This is a genomic window from Cognatishimia activa (assembly GCF_017798205.1).
Classification (GTDB): Bacteria; Pseudomonadota; Alphaproteobacteria; order Rhodobacterales; family Rhodobacteraceae; genus Cognatishimia; species Cognatishimia activa_A.
The window spans coordinates 3080898-3096309 of sequence record NZ_CP060010.1; the positions used below are offsets into that span (position 1 = coordinate 3080898).

At 56.0% G+C, this 15412-nt stretch carries 16 protein-coding genes; 3 read left to right on the top strand and 13 right to left on the bottom strand.

Features of this window, described 5'->3' with window-relative positions:
* Position 1 precedes the first annotated feature (1 nt).
* From lpxB to pyrH, 13 genes are all read right to left on the bottom strand, one after another.
* Entirely contained in the window at positions 2-1177 is a 1176-nt protein-coding gene (lpxB, locus tag HZ995_RS15240) for a lipid-A-disaccharide synthase (protein ID WP_209356503.1), read from the bottom strand.
* On the bottom strand, positions 1178-1978 hold the full coding sequence (locus tag HZ995_RS15245) for an LpxI family protein (RefSeq protein ID WP_209356504.1): 801 nt from the start codon (positions 1976-1978) through the stop codon (positions 1178-1180).
* A 3-nt stretch (positions 1979-1981) separates the two neighbouring features.
* Positions 1982-2779 (bottom strand): acyl-ACP--UDP-N-acetylglucosamine O-acyltransferase, encoded by a 798-nt coding sequence (lpxA, locus tag HZ995_RS15250; RefSeq protein WP_209356505.1) that lies wholly within the window; start codon positions 2777-2779, stop codon positions 1982-1984.
* Between the two features lie 3 nt (positions 2780-2782).
* Positions 2783-3244: a 3-hydroxyacyl-ACP dehydratase FabZ gene (gene fabZ, locus HZ995_RS15255; protein ID WP_209356506.1), complete on the bottom strand. Its 462-nt coding sequence runs from the start codon at positions 3242-3244 to the stop codon at positions 2783-2785.
* 84 nt (positions 3245-3328) lie between these two features.
* Positions 3329-3865, bottom strand: coding sequence for an OmpH family outer membrane protein (locus HZ995_RS15260; protein WP_209356507.1), 537 nt, complete (start codon positions 3863-3865; stop codon positions 3329-3331).
* Between the two features lie 32 nt (positions 3866-3897).
* On the bottom strand, positions 3898-6243 hold the full coding sequence (gene bamA, locus HZ995_RS15265; protein ID WP_209356508.1) for an outer membrane protein assembly factor BamA: 2346 nt from the start codon (positions 6241-6243) through the stop codon (positions 3898-3900).
* 161 nt (positions 6244-6404) lie between these two features.
* A complete protein-coding gene (locus HZ995_RS15270) occupies positions 6405-6545 on the bottom strand; it encodes a hypothetical protein (protein WP_209356509.1) in 141 nt (46 codons plus the stop codon).
* A gap of 80 nt (positions 6546-6625) precedes the next feature.
* Entirely contained in the window at positions 6626-7972 is a 1347-nt protein-coding gene (rseP, locus tag HZ995_RS15275) for an RIP metalloprotease RseP (RefSeq protein WP_209356510.1), read from the bottom strand.
* A gap of 3 nt (positions 7973-7975) precedes the next feature.
* The gene (gene dxr, locus HZ995_RS15280; RefSeq protein WP_209356511.1) at positions 7976-9145 is read right to left on the bottom strand and encodes a 1-deoxy-D-xylulose-5-phosphate reductoisomerase; all 1170 of its coding nucleotides are present in this window, start codon (positions 9143-9145) and stop codon (positions 7976-7978) included.
* A 42-nt stretch (positions 9146-9187) separates the two neighbouring features.
* On the bottom strand, positions 9188-9946 hold the full coding sequence (locus HZ995_RS15285; RefSeq protein ID WP_209356512.1) for a phosphatidate cytidylyltransferase: 759 nt from the start codon (positions 9944-9946) through the stop codon (positions 9188-9190).
* A complete protein-coding gene (locus HZ995_RS15290; protein WP_209356513.1) occupies positions 9943-10668 on the bottom strand; it encodes an isoprenyl transferase in 726 nt (241 codons plus the stop codon). The genes HZ995_RS15285 and HZ995_RS15290 overlap by 4 nt, the downstream gene beginning before the upstream one ends.
* A gap of 18 nt (positions 10669-10686) precedes the next feature.
* Entirely contained in the window at positions 10687-11250 is a 564-nt protein-coding gene (gene frr, locus HZ995_RS15295; protein WP_209356514.1) for a ribosome recycling factor, read from the bottom strand.
* A 63-nt stretch (positions 11251-11313) separates the two neighbouring features.
* Complete coding sequence (gene pyrH / locus HZ995_RS15300) at positions 11314-12048, bottom strand: UMP kinase (RefSeq protein ID WP_209356515.1); 735 nt, start codon at positions 12046-12048, stop codon at positions 11314-11316.
* A 65-nt stretch (positions 12049-12113) separates the two neighbouring features.
* Between pyrH and miaA the strand changes: the two genes are divergently transcribed.
* From miaA to HZ995_RS15315, 3 genes are all read left to right on the top strand, one after another.
* Positions 12114-13061 (top strand): tRNA (adenosine(37)-N6)-dimethylallyltransferase MiaA, encoded by a 948-nt coding sequence (gene miaA / locus HZ995_RS15305; RefSeq protein WP_209356516.1) that lies wholly within the window; start codon positions 12114-12116, stop codon positions 13059-13061.
* A gap of 122 nt (positions 13062-13183) precedes the next feature.
* Positions 13184-13981, top strand: a complete 798-nt coding sequence (locus tag HZ995_RS15310) for a helix-turn-helix transcriptional regulator (RefSeq protein ID WP_209356517.1) — start codon at positions 13184-13186, stop codon at positions 13979-13981.
* A gap of 348 nt (positions 13982-14329) precedes the next feature.
* On the top strand, positions 14330-15412 hold the full coding sequence (locus HZ995_RS15315) for an ABC transporter permease (protein ID WP_209356518.1): 1083 nt from the start codon (positions 14330-14332) through the stop codon (positions 15410-15412).

Genomic DNA, 15412 nt, shown 5'->3' on the forward strand with positions numbered 1-15412 from the left:
TTTAAGTAGATTTCGGCGTCGAAAGCCCATCAAGCACGGCTTTCGCAGCCCGCAAGCCGGGATCTTGGTCTCCGCGTCCGAGTCGCTTCATCGTAAGCTCCAGGGCCTCGGCTTGCTCTTGCGGAGCCTGCAACAACTTTAGCACACCCTCTGTGATCGCCTCAGGTTGGCAATTCTCAGCGATAAATTCGGGCACAACGCGCGTCTCGCTGACCAGATTAACCAGGGTTACCGTGTCGATCTTAAGCATGCGCTTGAATATCTGACGTGACAGCCAGCTTACATCGTAAGCGATGATCATAGGCGTGCCTGCAGCCGCCAGTTCAAGCGACACAGTACCGGACGCCGCCAGCGCGACATCTGCCGCTTGAAACCCCGCCCGCTTGCGCATCAGAGCCTCTTGGGAAGAGAGACCAGAGGGATCGATGAGGACCGGCGGCGAAGCCATATCCTTGATCATCTCGCGCACCAGATCCGCGACAGGCCCCGCCACAGGCAACACAAACCGCAGCTCGGGGCGTTCCTGATTGAGCCGTTCCATGACGTCGATAAACACCGGCAACAGGCGTGTGACTTCAGACCGCCGACTGCCGGGCAAAACCAGAACGACCGGATCCTCTGCCGCACCGTCCAGAGATGCCCGAAATGCATCCACATCGGCCGCATCGGCCAAAGGCTCGTTCACCACTGGATGCCCAACAAAATCGCAACGCATCCCCTCGGCTTTCATATAGGGCGGCTCAAACGGCAAGAGCGCCAGAACCTGATCGATATGCTTCGCCATCTTGGCCGCTCGTTTCGGACGCCATGCCCAGACAGAAGGCGCCACATAGTGCACCGTGCGAATATCACTAGCCTCGCGCACCAAATTTGCGACGCGAAGGCAGAAATCCGGACTGTCGATGGTGATCATAAGATCGGGCTGCCAAGCCAACACGGCGTCAGCACATTCGCGAATACGGCGTTTCAGGTGGAAGTACTTTGGCAGAACCTCGGCAATGCCCATGACCGACAGCTCGTTCATCGGGAACTGACTGTTCAGCCCTTCATCCGCCATCAAAGGCCCGCCGACCCCGCGAAACTCTATTTCTACGTCATAAAGCGTCTTAAGCCCCGCCATCAAAGACGCGCCAAGACGGTCGCCTGACAGTTCTCCGGCAATGAGGTAGACCTTCACCTAGATCTCCTCCAGCCCATAGATGAACACACCCAGAGAGGCCGCCAGCCCAAGGGTCCGCACACGGTCCAAAATCAGCACGCGTTCAGCCGCCAGAGCGATCCCTGCAAGGCCAGCCTCTGCAACATGTTTAACGGTCTCTGGACCAATAGCGGGCATGTCAACGCGCAGGTCCTGCCCGACCTTGGGCGCTTTGATAAAGACACCCGCTGAGCGATGCAGATGCGCGGGGGTCCGAGCCACAAAATCCAGCAACGCATCGGTGCCTTGAAGCGTCTCAATACCCAGACAGAGGCCAGAGGCCACAACGCAGCCCTGCCCTAAATCAAGCGGCGAAAGGGTTGCCAAGATTTCAGCACCGCGCGCGGCATCTGCAAGATTTTGATCGCTGGGTGTTGGCCCTGTGACCAAGCCTCGCGGAGCCTTCGCCTCAGGCAGCAGCTCATGCGCGCCGCGGATTGCGAGCCCCTGTTCTTCAAACAGCGTCATAATCAGGCGCAGGAGATGATCATCCCCCTGCTGGAAAGCCGCCATCAGACGAGGTGCTGTTTCGGCCATAAAGGGATCAAAATTCGCCGGATCAAGATCAGGTCGTGACATACCCCCGGCAAAAACCACCTCGTTCACGCCCTGCGCCTTAAGATCCGCGAACAAGCCACCGAGTTTCTCAAAATGGTGCTCGCGCGTCTGAGGCAGATCGTGCGACATACCTGCAAGGCTCACCAGAACGGCCTTAGTGTGGTCCTCGGCCAGCTCCACTGGCAGTGCGCCTGACCCTGCAATGATCGCCAAACGCTCCATGTTTTAGCGCGGCGTCAAGAATGATCGGTCGCTTTTGGCCAACACAAACTCAACAATGTCCTTCACATAAGGACTGTCGGTCTCTTCGCCCAAACGCTCACTGCGCTCCATGAAAGAGCCCTCTCCCTGTGCCAGCATCTGAAAGGCCGCCCTGAGCGCAGTGATGTCCTCACGCGCAACGCCACGGCGTTTGAGGCCCACAAGGTTCAACCCATCAAGCTGCCCGCGCGGTCCCTGAACAAGGCCATAGGGGATCACATCATTGGTTACCATGGTCAGAGCACCAATGATCGCACCTTTGCCGATGCGGACGAACTGATGCACGCCCGAAAGGCCTCCGACGATCACATTATCTTCGATGATACAGTGCCCCGCGACAGCAACCGAGTTCACAAGGACCACATTGTTCCCGATCTGCGCATCATGCGCCACGTGGCAACCGTTCATAAAGAACCCGTCGTCGCCAACCTTGGTCACGCCGACACCGCCTTTGGAGCCACCATTCATGGTGACAGCCTCGCGAATGCGGTTGCGTTTGCCGATGACCAGCTTGCTGGTTGCGTCCTTGTACTTCAAATCCTGCGGAATTTCCCCGATGACCGAGAAAGGAAAGATCACCGTTTCTTCGCCAACCTTAGTGTCCCCTGTCACAACGACATGGGATTTCAGTACCACGCCAGCCTTCAAAACGACCTGAGGGCCAACCATACAGAAGGGACCGACCTGGCAGCCCTCAGCGATGACGGCGCCGTCTTCGATCACGGCAGAGGGATGAATATTGGCCTTTGGGGAAATTGTCATGGTTCAGGCTTTCGGCATTTCCATCATCGCGGTGAACTCGGCTTCTGCGGCCATTTCACCCTCGACTTCGGCCACGCCTGCGAATTTCCACACCTTGCCACCGGGCTTGCCGCGCGTGGTTTGCAGTTTCATTTCCAGCACATCGCCCGGCACCACCATGCGGCGGAATTTGCATTTGTCGATGGCCATGAAATAGACCTGCATGTTCTTGTCTTCGAGCCCCAGCTCGGTACCTACCATAATCGCCGCAGTCTGCGCCATGGCTTCGATGATCGTCACGCCCGGCATGATCGGGTTGCCTGGGAAATGACCCTGGAAATGCGGCTCGTTCATGGTGACATTCTTGATGCCCTTCGCGGATTGATAGCCATCGATATCGACCACTTTGTCCACCAGCAGAAACGGGTAGCGATGTGGGATAAGACGTTGGATCAGATGGATATCGGCGCTTTTGAGCTCGGTCATATTTTGTCCTGCAATAAGTCAGTGCGGTTCCTGAAAACCCCTAACAATCTGGCACTGTTAGGGCAAGTCACAGGTTGTTTCGCACTATTGCTCTGGGGCTTCGGTGCCGTCGCCCAGAATGCGGTTGGCTTGAAACAACGCACGATCCGTCACGTCCAGAACATCGCGCACAGCAAAGGCTGTGCGACGTTCCAGAATGATCAACGCGTTGGACTCAGCCAAGATTTGCTCCAACACCGGATTAAGCGACTTTATGAAGCGTTGGCGCTCGTCTTCAGCATTTTGCGCAATCTCACGCTGTTTGTTGATCTGAGCCTCTCGGGCCGCCTGAGCCTTGGCATCAAAGGCATCCGCCGCGGCCCTGAAATCAGCGGACGGCATGGTTTTGCGCTGTTCTGTCAGCACACGCTCTTCTTCTTCCAACTCAGTGGCAACACGCTCATTTTCCGCCTCAAGCGCCGCGATCGCATCATCCCGTTCCTGCGCCACCCGTTTGCCGAAATCGGATTCTGCGTACAACCGGTCTGACTGGATCACCAGGATCGGACTGGTAACAATACGCGGCAGATCGCTCGAGCTTTGGGCCGAAACACTTGTGGCGGCCCCGATCAAGACCGCCACGAAGCACGCAAACTTGCGCAAGAAAGACACGTTTAGAACTCTGTCCGTAGGGTCAGGTTAAAGGTCTGCTCCTTGTCAAAGGCCTCTTTTTGCAGCGCTTTAGAGAAGTTGAACCGCAACGGACCAATCGGGGTATCCCAGAAGAGCGACACACCCACCGTCTGGCGCAACGAGAAGTCATTGCCGACCACATTGGTCAGGCTGCCATCGGTATCCCACAGAGAGCCGATGTCATAGAACAAGCCGCCCGAGATACCATATTCCTCTGGCAAACCAATTGGGAACTCAGCGTCAAACCGCGCGACGGCATAGTATTTGCCGCCAAGACCGTCATCTGCCGCACCGACCTGATCCCGAGGCCCGATGCCCAAGGGTTCAAAGCCACGAATCTGCGAAGAGCTCAGCGCAAACCGGTTGTGAACCCGAGTGTCATTGTTTGGTGCAATAATTGCACCACCTTCGAGAGTCGCTCTCAGAGTAACTTCACCCTGCAGGATCTTACGCTGTGCAATGGTTTTGGCGGTGGTCTTTAGATATTCGATATCCCCGCCCAGACCATAGAAATCTTGAGACAATTCAAACAACACACCCGCATCTGGATTCAAGCCGCCAACGCGCGAGTCATATTGGTACGTATAACCAATACCGCTGCCTAGTTGCGTGCCTACAGCTGCTTCTGAATCAATCACAGAGCCCGCGATCAAGGAGGCTGTTGGCACCGTCATTTCCACGTTTTCGTAGCTATATCGCAACTGCATCGTGCTGCGTTCGCCCAACTGGAAGCCGACGAAAGGCTTAAACGAGCCGACCGTGTTGGTGTAACGCGCATCCGCAATCGATACATCCTGATAGGCCAAAGCAAAACCAACTGCCACATTGCGCCCCAGGAACCGAGGTTCGGTGAACGAGAGCTGATAGTTGTTCACATCCGGTGAGGTTGAGATATCAACCGCAAGTTCCTGACCACGCCCAAGGAAGTTGCGTTCCTTGAAGCCAGCCACCAGACCAAAACCGCTGTCGGTGGAATAGGTACCACCGAAGCTCAGAGAGCCCGTGTTCTGTTCCTCGACATCCACATCCACGATCACCTGATCCGGACGCGAGCCTTCTCGCGCATTCACTTCGGAATTGGCAAAGAAGCCCAGTGCCCGAATACGTTCCGCAGATTCACGGATCTCGCGCGGGTTAAACGGATCGCCTTCGACCACATTGAACTGTTGACGGACAACCCGGTCCAAGGTCGTGGTATTGCCCTCAATATCGATGCGCTCGATAAAGATGCGAGGACCACGGTCGACGACGAACTCAACATCAAGGCTGAGGTCACGATCATTACGAGAAATACGCGGCTCGATCCGCACGAAATCCAGACCCTGACGGTTGGCCAGACGTTCCAGTCGCGCAATCGAGCTTTCCACCAAGGACGGAGAGTACACAACGCCTGGACGGATCCGTAGCGTGTCTTGGTATTCTTCGGCATCTGCATCGTCGATGTTGGATACTGTGGTGATCTCGCCAAAGGTGAACTGCTGCCCCTCTTCGACGTTGAATGTAATGAAATAGCCGTCACGCTCGCTGGCCAGCTCGGCGTTCACGCCGGTGACACGGAAATCCACATAGCCACGGGACTGATAGAAATCGCGCAGAACCTGCTTGTCAAACTCGATCCGGTCCTCAACCAGAGTGTCGCTGCGGAAGAACTGACGCAGGATACCAGCCTGTTTTGTCGCCAGAACACGACGCAGGCGGCGGTCGCTGAATTGACGGTTGCCGACAAAGCCCAGACGTTCGATTTCCGCCAGCGAGCCTTCGAATATTTCAAACACCAGATCGACGCGGTTGTCAGACCGGCGAATGATACGTGGTGTCACGCGGGCCGCAATCCGACCCTGAGCAGCATAGGCCTCGGCGATTGCAACGGCATCGCGCTCAGCGGTGGAAGGGTTGAAAACACGACGAGACTGGGACGAGATGGCCTGGGACAGCGCATCATCCTTAAGACGGCGATTACCCTCAAAACTGATGATATTGATGGTTGGGTATTCGACTACGGATATCACCAGCGTATTACCGCGCGGCGTGAACTCAACGCTCTCAAACAAGCCAGACGCAAGGATGTTCTGATAGGCTTCGTTCAGATCGCCCCCAGACAGCACCTGACCCGGAGCGATTCCCGCGTAACCGATGACGGCGCTGTCATCGATGCGGTTGTTTCCTTCGACGGAAATGGCATTCAAATTAAAGCTTTGCGCGTTTGACACAGCTGGCAGCAGCACAAAAAGCATTGAAATTAATAGAGAAATCGCGAACAACAGGTGACGCGGCTTGGACAACTCTACCGCATTAGAGGGCGCTTTCCCTCTGAAATTACTGCTCATAAATCCTCATCCCGACAGACATTCCCAGACCGTAACTGAGTACTTGTTCGCGGGGACAATGTCAAAAGCGCATTGGGGATTGTTTCGGACCTAAAGACATATATGCAAAAGGGCGCGGATTGCTATGGCAACCGCGCTCCAAGCTCAACAAATGGGTTAATTTAGTGCCAGAAGAACCCTTGGGATCCGACATAGTGCCATACGCTCAGGCACGCGAGCATCACGGCAGGAAACAAGAAGCGTTCCCAGTTCACCGCCCAAAGGACGCCAAGAGCCTGATATCCGTTACTGATCGTCTGCATGGTTTCTCTCGCATTTGATTTCAGAAACCTTCTTGCCCGCTAAATGGGGCAAGAATTGGGCAGGACCCGTAAATTTTGAATTAAGGGCAGAATAAATCGTTCGTCAGGCCAAAGACCATGAGGCTGAGGACGATCGCCAGACCGATCGACATCAGAACACGCGCCACGCGGTCACTTGGAGGGCGGCCGCTGACTGCCTCATAGGCGTGGAACATCAGGTGGCCTCCATCCAGCACCGGGATCGGGAACAGGTTCAAGAGGCCAATTGCGGTGGACAAAACGGCAATAAACCATATGAAGTTGTCTGCACCTTGGCTCGCCATCGCACCTGAGGTCTGTGCAATTCCGACCGGTCCCGAGAGGTTACAGCTCGAAATCGCGCCGGTGATCATGTGATAAAGACCCGAGATCGAGCCTTCGATAATACGTCCTGTCTGATTGACCGCCGCGGAAAACGCCTCGCCCACACCGGGCGTTTCTCGTGCTGGGTCAAACGCCACTCCACCGGCGATGCCGATGCGCCATTGGGTCTGAAACCCGCCCTCTGCAAGCGGCTCGTCCACACGGCGTGGAACAAGCACGAAATCGAGCATCTGACCATCGCGCCACACATCCAGTTTCAGTGGTTCGCCATTTCCGCCCTCGACGGCTTCTTTCAGATCGCGGAACGCATATATTTCTTGCCCGTCAATCGCCGTGATCACGTCACCAGAGGCCATCCCGATGTCCATCGCGGCGCCACGCGCAGCCAGTTCAACGATCAAAGGTGGATAGAAGTATGGTCCGGTGACAGTCATCTGGTCGCCGTTCCGCAATACAGTGTAATCCAGATAGGGTGTGCGTGGCAGCAACTCTAGGAAAGACTCAGAGGCCTCTGCATCTGTGCCATCAGGAAAGGGCACACCCTCAATCGCGAGCACCTCATCGCCTGCTTTAAGCGCATACTCGGCATTCGGCAGCGCGCGCAGATCGCCCACGATCAGTTTATCGCCCACAACGCCTTGGCTGAAGATCACGCCCGCGAAGATCAGGATCGACAGAATAAAGTTAAAGATCGGCCCTGCAGCGACGGTCGCCGAACGCGCCCAAAGCGGCGCACCGTGCATAGTCGTACGCAGCTCTTCGGGCGACAGCGAGGAAATCAGCTCTCCGTTCGGGCCAGAGGCCGCATTGGCATCACCTTTAAAACGCACATAGCCCCCCAAAGGGATCGCCGCGATCTGCCACTTCGTGCCGCGTTTGTCATGAGTGGAATAAAGGACAGGCCCAAAGCCCAAGGAAAACACCTCAGCATGGATGCCCGACCAGCGTCCGACGATGTAGTGCCCATATTCATGGATCGCCACGATGATCGACAGAGCAATGATGAAAAACACAATCGCCCAGAGGCTCGACCCAAAGGACGGCAGAAGTGTTGTCAGATCCAAGGTCTATCCCCTCGTCGCAATGATCTCGGTCGCAGTCTTACGTGCGAGATGGTCCGTTTGCTTGACCGTATCAAGGGTCATTTCGGCATTAATAAGGCAGCTGTCGGCGGCCAATTTATTCAGCGTCGCCTCTACCACATCCGCCATATCCAGAAAACCGATCTGGTGGTCGATGAAGGCATCCAGCGCCTTTTCCTTGGCGGCATTGAAAATGCACCCTGCCATGCCACCGATCTCCATAACGTCCCAGGCGAGCCTAAGGGCCGGATAGCGGTCAGGATTGGGGGCTTTGAACGTGAGTTGACCGATACGCGCCAGATCGAGGCGTTCGACAGGTAGGTCTTTGCGATCTGGGTAGTGCAGCGCAAAGCCAATGGCGTGACGCATATCGGGCGGGCCGACGTGGGCCATGAGGGCTCCGTCATTGAAGCCAACCAGCGCGTGCACGAGGGATTCCGGGTGGACCAACACTTCGATTTGACGCGGCGCGACGCCAAAGAATTCTTTTGTTTCAATGACCTCTAGGGCTTTATTGAACATAGAGGCGGAGTCTATCGTGATGCGTTGGCCCATGTCCCAGTTGGGATGTTTGGCGGCCTGTTCTGGGGTGGCTTTGGCCATCTCTTCCAGCGGCCAATCGCGGAAAGCGCCGCCAGACGCGGTGATTGTGATGCGCTCAACAGAGGCGATGTCTTCGCCAATGAGGCCCTGAAAAACGGCGGAATGTTCGCTATCCACCGGCAGGATTTTCGCGTCATGCTTAGAGGCAGTGCGGTGGACAAGATCGCCTGCGGTCACGAGGCTTTCCTTATTGGCCAAAGCCAGCGTTGCACCGGTGGACATGGCGATCAATCCGGGCTCAAGACCCGCGGCGCCAACAATGGCCGACATCACCCAATCCGCAGGGCGGGCCGCGGCCTCGGCAATCGCCTCGCTGCCAGCGGCGGCCTCGATGCCTGTGCCAGAGAGTGCCGCGCGCAGATCTTCGAGGCGGTTGGGATAGGCCGTGACCGCAATCTCGGCACCCAGATCTATCGCGTCATGCGCCAATTGCGGAATATTCGCACCGCCCGTCAGAGCCACAACATCATAGCCCGCGCGGTCGCGACGGATCAGATCCAGCGTGTTTTGCCCAATCGAGCCGGTCGCCCCAAAGATAGAAACGCGTCGCATGGATCCCCTTACCCTGTTGCGGATGCTTTAGACGCTCTGGCCTTACAAGCCAAGCGTAAGAAGTGCGATCAACACCACAAGATTGGCGGCAATCAGCCCGTCGAACCGGTCCAAAAGCCCGCCATGACCGGGGATCAGGTTCGAGCTGTCTTTGACACCAGACCGACGCTTGATAGCGCTTTCGGCAATGTCGCCAAGCTGGCTGGCAAAGGACATGAAGACGCTGATCGCTGCGAGCTCTTCTCCGCCCATAAGACCGCCGACGACTGCAGCCGCCGCCCAGCCCGCAAGGATGCCAGCCCATGTCTTTTTAGGGCTGATGCTGGGCCAGAATTTCTTGCCACCAATGGCTTTGCCCGCGAAATACCCTGCCACATCGGTGGCCACGACCACGCAAATCAGCCAGACCACAAGGAAAATACCCTGCGCGTCATAAAGCATGAGCAACCCGAGGCCTGAAATCACCACAAGGCTCGCGTAGACGCCAAAGATCACCCGATCCTTGGCCGCAAAAAGCGCACCGACGAGACCCGGCAGTATAGCAGCTTCAATCAACGGCCGAGGCGCCGCGAAAACGCTCGCAATCAAAACAGACGCCGAGGCAACGCCCACGACAACCGCCAGCCATGCCTTGCCCGGCACGATCATCCGCGACAGTTCCCAGTTCATCCCAGCAACCGCCAGCGTGATCAAAGCAACATAGGCAAGGCCCCCGGTCGCGATCGCCCCTGCCCCAATTCCAAGCATCACGATCGCGGACAGTACGCGCGTACGCAGGTCTCCCCAGTTGCCAGAACTCATGCGGAAACCGCGCCGAACCGACGGTTGCGCTCGCCGAATTTGGAAATCACTTTGGTGAATTCTTCTTTCGAGAAATCCGGCCAGAGCGTGTCGACGAATTCATATTCCGAATAGGCAGACTGCCACAGAAGGAAATTCGAAATTCGCGCTTCGCCACTGGTGCGAATGACCAGATCGGGATCGGGCAACACATGGGTATCCAGATAGGAGGACAGCGTGTCCTCGTTCACGGTCTTGGGGTCGAGCTTACCGTCCGCCACATCCTGCGCCAGTTGCTGTGTCGCGCGCGCCACCTCGTCGCGGCCACCGTAGTTGATGGCGATGGTCAGATTGACGACGGTATTGCCCTTAGTGACCTCTTCGAGCTCGTTCATCAGCCCCTGCAACTTTTTATCCAGCCGCATGCGGTCGCCAATAAAACGCACGCAAACGCCCTCTTCTTTCAAGGCCTTGGCCTCGCGTTTGATGTACTGACGAAAGAGCGTCATCAGCCCGGCCACTTCGGACTGGGTGCGTTTCCAGTTCTCGGTCGAAAACGCATAGATGGTCAGATAGCCGATATCGAGATCCTTACAGGTGCGCACGATTTCTTTCACTCGGCGCGCACCGGCATGGTGCCCAAACAGCCGAGGACGCCCCCGGCTCTGAGCCCAGCGACCATTGCCATCCATAATGATGGCCACGTGATCGGGCGTGTTTTGAACCGGAGTGTCTTTGGCCATAACCGCCCTACTCGTCACTTAGACCTGCATGATCTCTTCTTGTTTGGTGGCCAGCGCTTCGTCGACCTTCTTGATGTAAGCATCGGTCATTTCCTGCACTTCGCCTTCCCAAAGCTTCTGGTCGTCCTCAGACATCCCGTCCCCTTTGGCCTTCTTAATCTGATCCATTCCGTCGCGGCGCACATTACGGATCGAGACCCGCGCGTTCTCGGCATATTGACCGGCCACTTTGCCCAGCTCGCGACGACGTTCTTCGTTGAGCTCAGGGATCGGCAGCATGATGATTGTACCATTAAGCTGGGGGTTGATCCCAAGTCCGGATTCCCGGATCGCCTTTTCCACTTTGCCGACAAGCGCCTTGTCCCAGACGTTGATCGTCACCATCCGAGGCTCTGGCACGTTGACGGTACCCACCTGGTTGATCGGCGTCATGGACCCATAGGCATCCACTTGCACAGGCTCAAGCATCGAGGCCGAGGCACGGCCCGTGCGCAAAGATGCAAATTCGGTTTTCAGATTGGTCATCGCGCCATCCATGCGGCGCGTCAGGTCGTCGGTGTCGAGTTCAAAATCGTCGGACATGCGAATACTCTTGCTTTTGGGGAGGCCCGTGCCGTCCCGATGGTTTTGATCAGCTTACGAGGTTTAGCTGACCTTTGTATAGGTGCCTTGACCGGCCATGATCCCCTTGAACCCGCCGGGCTCATCCAGACCAAAGACAATCAGAGGCAAATTGTTGTCCCGCGCCAAAGCAATCGCCGAGGCATCCATGACCTTCAGACGTTTGGACAACACTTCGTCATAGCTGATTGCATCATAGCGCACGGCGTCGTCATGCTCTGCTGGGTCTTTGTCATAAACGCCATCAACGCCGTTCTTGCCCATGAGGATCGCTTCGCAAGCCATCTCATTGGCGCGCAGGGTCGCGGCTGTATCTGTGGTGAAATATGGGTTGCCGGTGCCAGCTGCGAAGATACAGACGCGTTTCTTTTCCAAGTGACGCACAGCGCGGCGGCGGATGTAGGGTTCCGCGACCTCGTCCATGCGGATCGCCGAGATCACGCGGGTAAAGACGCCGATTTCTTCCAAAGCGGACTGCATACCAAGCGCGTTCATGACCGTGGCCAACATGCCCATATAGTCAGCCGTGGTGCGTTCCATCCCCTGGGCGGATCCCGAAAGACCACGGAAGATATTGCCGCCGCCGATGACCAGACAAATCTCGACGCCCAGATCGTGAACCGCCTTCACCTCTTGGGCGATCCGTTGAACAGTCGGTGGATGCAGGCCGAACCCTTGATCCCCCATTAGGGCTTCCCCAGATATTTTGAGCATCACGCGTTTATAGGTGGTCTCAGATTCAGGGGCTGCCTCGCTCATGTTGCACTCCGTTCACGCAAACATTTAAATTGTGCGCAAGATGTCGGAAAAGCGGCGCAGGTTCAATGCGCGATGTCAGAGAATCTGACGCTTTGGACGCAAAAACGCAGCAAAGGCCTTTGGCAGTGATCGATCTCAGTAAAATCCCCTCGGACAAACACGTCTTGATTGCAGGGCCCACCGCCAGCGGCAAATCAGCTTTGGCGCTTGAGATTGCTGCCAAACAAGGGGGTGTCATCGTCAATGCGGACGCCTTACAGATTTATGACAATTGGCCGATCCTCTCTGCGCGACCCAATGCTGAGGACGAAGCCGCAGCCCCGCACCGCCTCTACGGGCATATTTCGGGCGATCAAGCCTATTCTGTCGGCCATTGGCTACGAGAGATAAAGCCAATCCTAGCCTCCGAACGCGCCATCATTGTTGGCGGCACTGGCCTTTATTTTACGGCCCTCACAGAAGGCCTTGCCGAGATCCCAGCAACGCCTGACGCCACCCGAGAAGAGGCAAACTTGCGTGTTAAGGCCGAAGGGTTTGAATCCCTGCGGGATGAATTGGACGAAGAAACGCTCCGCCGGATCGATGTGCAAAACCCAATGCGCGTTCAGCGTGCCTGGGAGGTTTTACGCGCAACCGGAAGGCATATCTGGGACTGGCAAGACCAAACCCCACCTCCATTATTGAATAAAGATCAATATGTTACGACCTTGATGATGGCCGAGAAAGACTGGCTGAATGCGCGCATCGAACAAAGGTTCGATTTGATGATCAAAGCGGGCGCGCTGGATGAGGCCCGCGCGAATCTAAAAACATGGGATCCCAAGGCCCCAAGCGCCAAGACTATTGGCGCTTCGGAACTAATCCGCCACGTTCTAGGGGAATTGTCTCTGGATCGTGCACGAGAATTGACGACAATCTTAACACGACAGTATGCCAAGCGGCAGCGTACATGGTTCAAAAGCCGCATGTCTCATTGGGAAAAATGCCACCTACCTATCCGTACGGATAGATAATCCTTCAATTTAAAACTTTTTTTTAAATTTAGCTCGCGTAAGCTGAAATCCGTGGGGCGCACTGATTGTAACAAATCGAACAATTTGTTTGACCAGTACGTAAGATGAGGGGACGCGCAGGCATGTCACAACCGGTTCAAGTGATGACACTGGCTCAATTGGGTCAATCCGCGTCATGGACGTTGGAGCTTATGCATCCGCAACAGGGCGGGTTGCTGATCTGGACCACGCGCGGTCAGGGTGTTGTGAACCTGCATGGGCATCGCCGTGGCTTTAGCACCTATCACGCGATTTATGTGCCCAACGGCCAGCTTTGGTCGATTGAACTGGGCCGCGGAGCTTTGGGTCTTGCGGTGGCCATCAAAGACGCCGAAGCCGCGAATTTCCCCGATCGTTGTCAGCAACTGCGCATTATGGAGCCTCAGGCTCAGAGCGAGCTGACTGCCCTGATTGACGACATGCGGCGCGAGATCGAAAAGGATCGCCCGCTGCAAGGCGAAGTCCTGCAGGCGCATGCCCAGCTCTTGTCCATTTGGCTGCGCCGCGAGATGCGCGAGCAATATGAACCCAAACGCCCTAAAGCGGCCGAACGGCTGGTGGAAAAGTTCCATGATCTGGCCGCAGAGCGCTTTAGCGAAGGCCATTCCATGGCCGATTTTGCTCAGATGCTCGACGTTACGCCAACCCATCTGGCGCGTGTCTGTCGCCAGACCAGCGGAATCACTGCGGCTGATGTCCTATCCCAATGCGTGCTCTACAAGGCCCGCATGGAATTGGAGAACAGTGACCTTTCCATCAAGGCGATCGCCGAATCGTTGGGATTTGGCAGCGCTGCCTACTTTACGCGCTTCATTCAGCAGCACTGCGGCACAACGCCGAGCAATTTGAGGAACAATTTCAGACACTTGCAGGCAGCTTAACCCTAAGTTAGCTTTCTGCGCGGTATCTTTCTAAAAACGCCAGTTTTCGACATGCATGTCGTTTTTGGGTCGATTATGACGATCCCGTCCATTGACGGATGGTCATTTATCAGGCCGAATAGTCTCACCTAAACGAAAGACTGTGGCGGATGGTGCGCCTGACACGCACCCGGAGTCGCGGCAAAACGAAAGCTAGAGCCATATATGGCCGGGGAGAAATTCATGTTCAATCCAGTCACTCTGGGAGTCCGCCTTTTCGCGGCCCCGGCGGCAGCCGCTTTGTGTTTTTGTCAATTGGTTAACGAGTGACCAAGCCTTGTTTTTCGGTAACGGCAAAGCGGAGAAGATATGGGACTTTTCATTCTAAGACGGTTTGGCGTGATGCTGCTTACAGCACTCTGCCTCACCTATATCGTGTTCTTCATGACGAACCTCTATCCCAACCTGGAGAAGCTTGCGAAAACGCAGGGTAACTTCAGGATGTCGGATGAGGCCGTTGCGAGTTTCCTCGAAGATCGCGGCTATTTGCAATCCACGCCTCGGAAGTATCTGGAATGGGTCGGTCTTGCGCCGGGCTATTTGACAGAAAAAGACGGCGTGCCTCTTGGTAAATGTGTCCGCCCGGGCATGACCACCGAAGAAGTCCCAAATTATTGCGGTATTCTTCAAGGGGACTGGGGTTGGTCCACGGTTGCCAAGGCGCCTGTGGCTGACGTTTTAGGTACACGGCTTGCAAATACCGGCTATCTGATGTGGTGGGTGATGGTACTGATGGTACCTTCGGCTCTGATTATCGGGGTCTTGGCCGGCATGCGCGAAGGCAGCAAGCTTGACCGAAGCCTCTCTACCGTCTCGATCCTTTCTACCGCGACGCCAGAATATGTGTCTGGTGTCATCTTTATCGTCTTCCTCGCCTCTTCCCGTTATGGTCTGAGCCCCTGGCTCGCCGAGATGGGTCTGATCGAAGGTAAGACGCTCTTTAAAGGCACGGCCGCCAAAGCGATGGAAACGCCGACCTTTGAGAACTTCTTCCTGCCGGTTCTGACCATTGCGCTTTACGGAATGGGCTATATCGCGCGGATGACGCGGGCCTCTATGGCTGAAGTCATGACGGCGCAATATATCCGGACCGCGCGCCTGAAGGGTGTGAACTTCCGCAATGTGGTCATCAAACACGCGCTTCGCAACGCTCTGATCGCGCCGTTTACCGTGATCATGCTGCAGGTGCCGTGGCTGCTTAATGGCGTGGTGATCGTTGAGAACCTCTTTAACTACAAAGGGTTCGGCTGGCAGCTGGTGAATGCGGCAGGCAACAACGACATCGACGTGCTCTTGGCGGTTTCGGTCGTCTCGGTGGTCGTCGTTCTCTTGACGCAGCTAATATCGGACATCGGCTATGTCTATCTCAACCCACGTATCCGTATTTCGTAA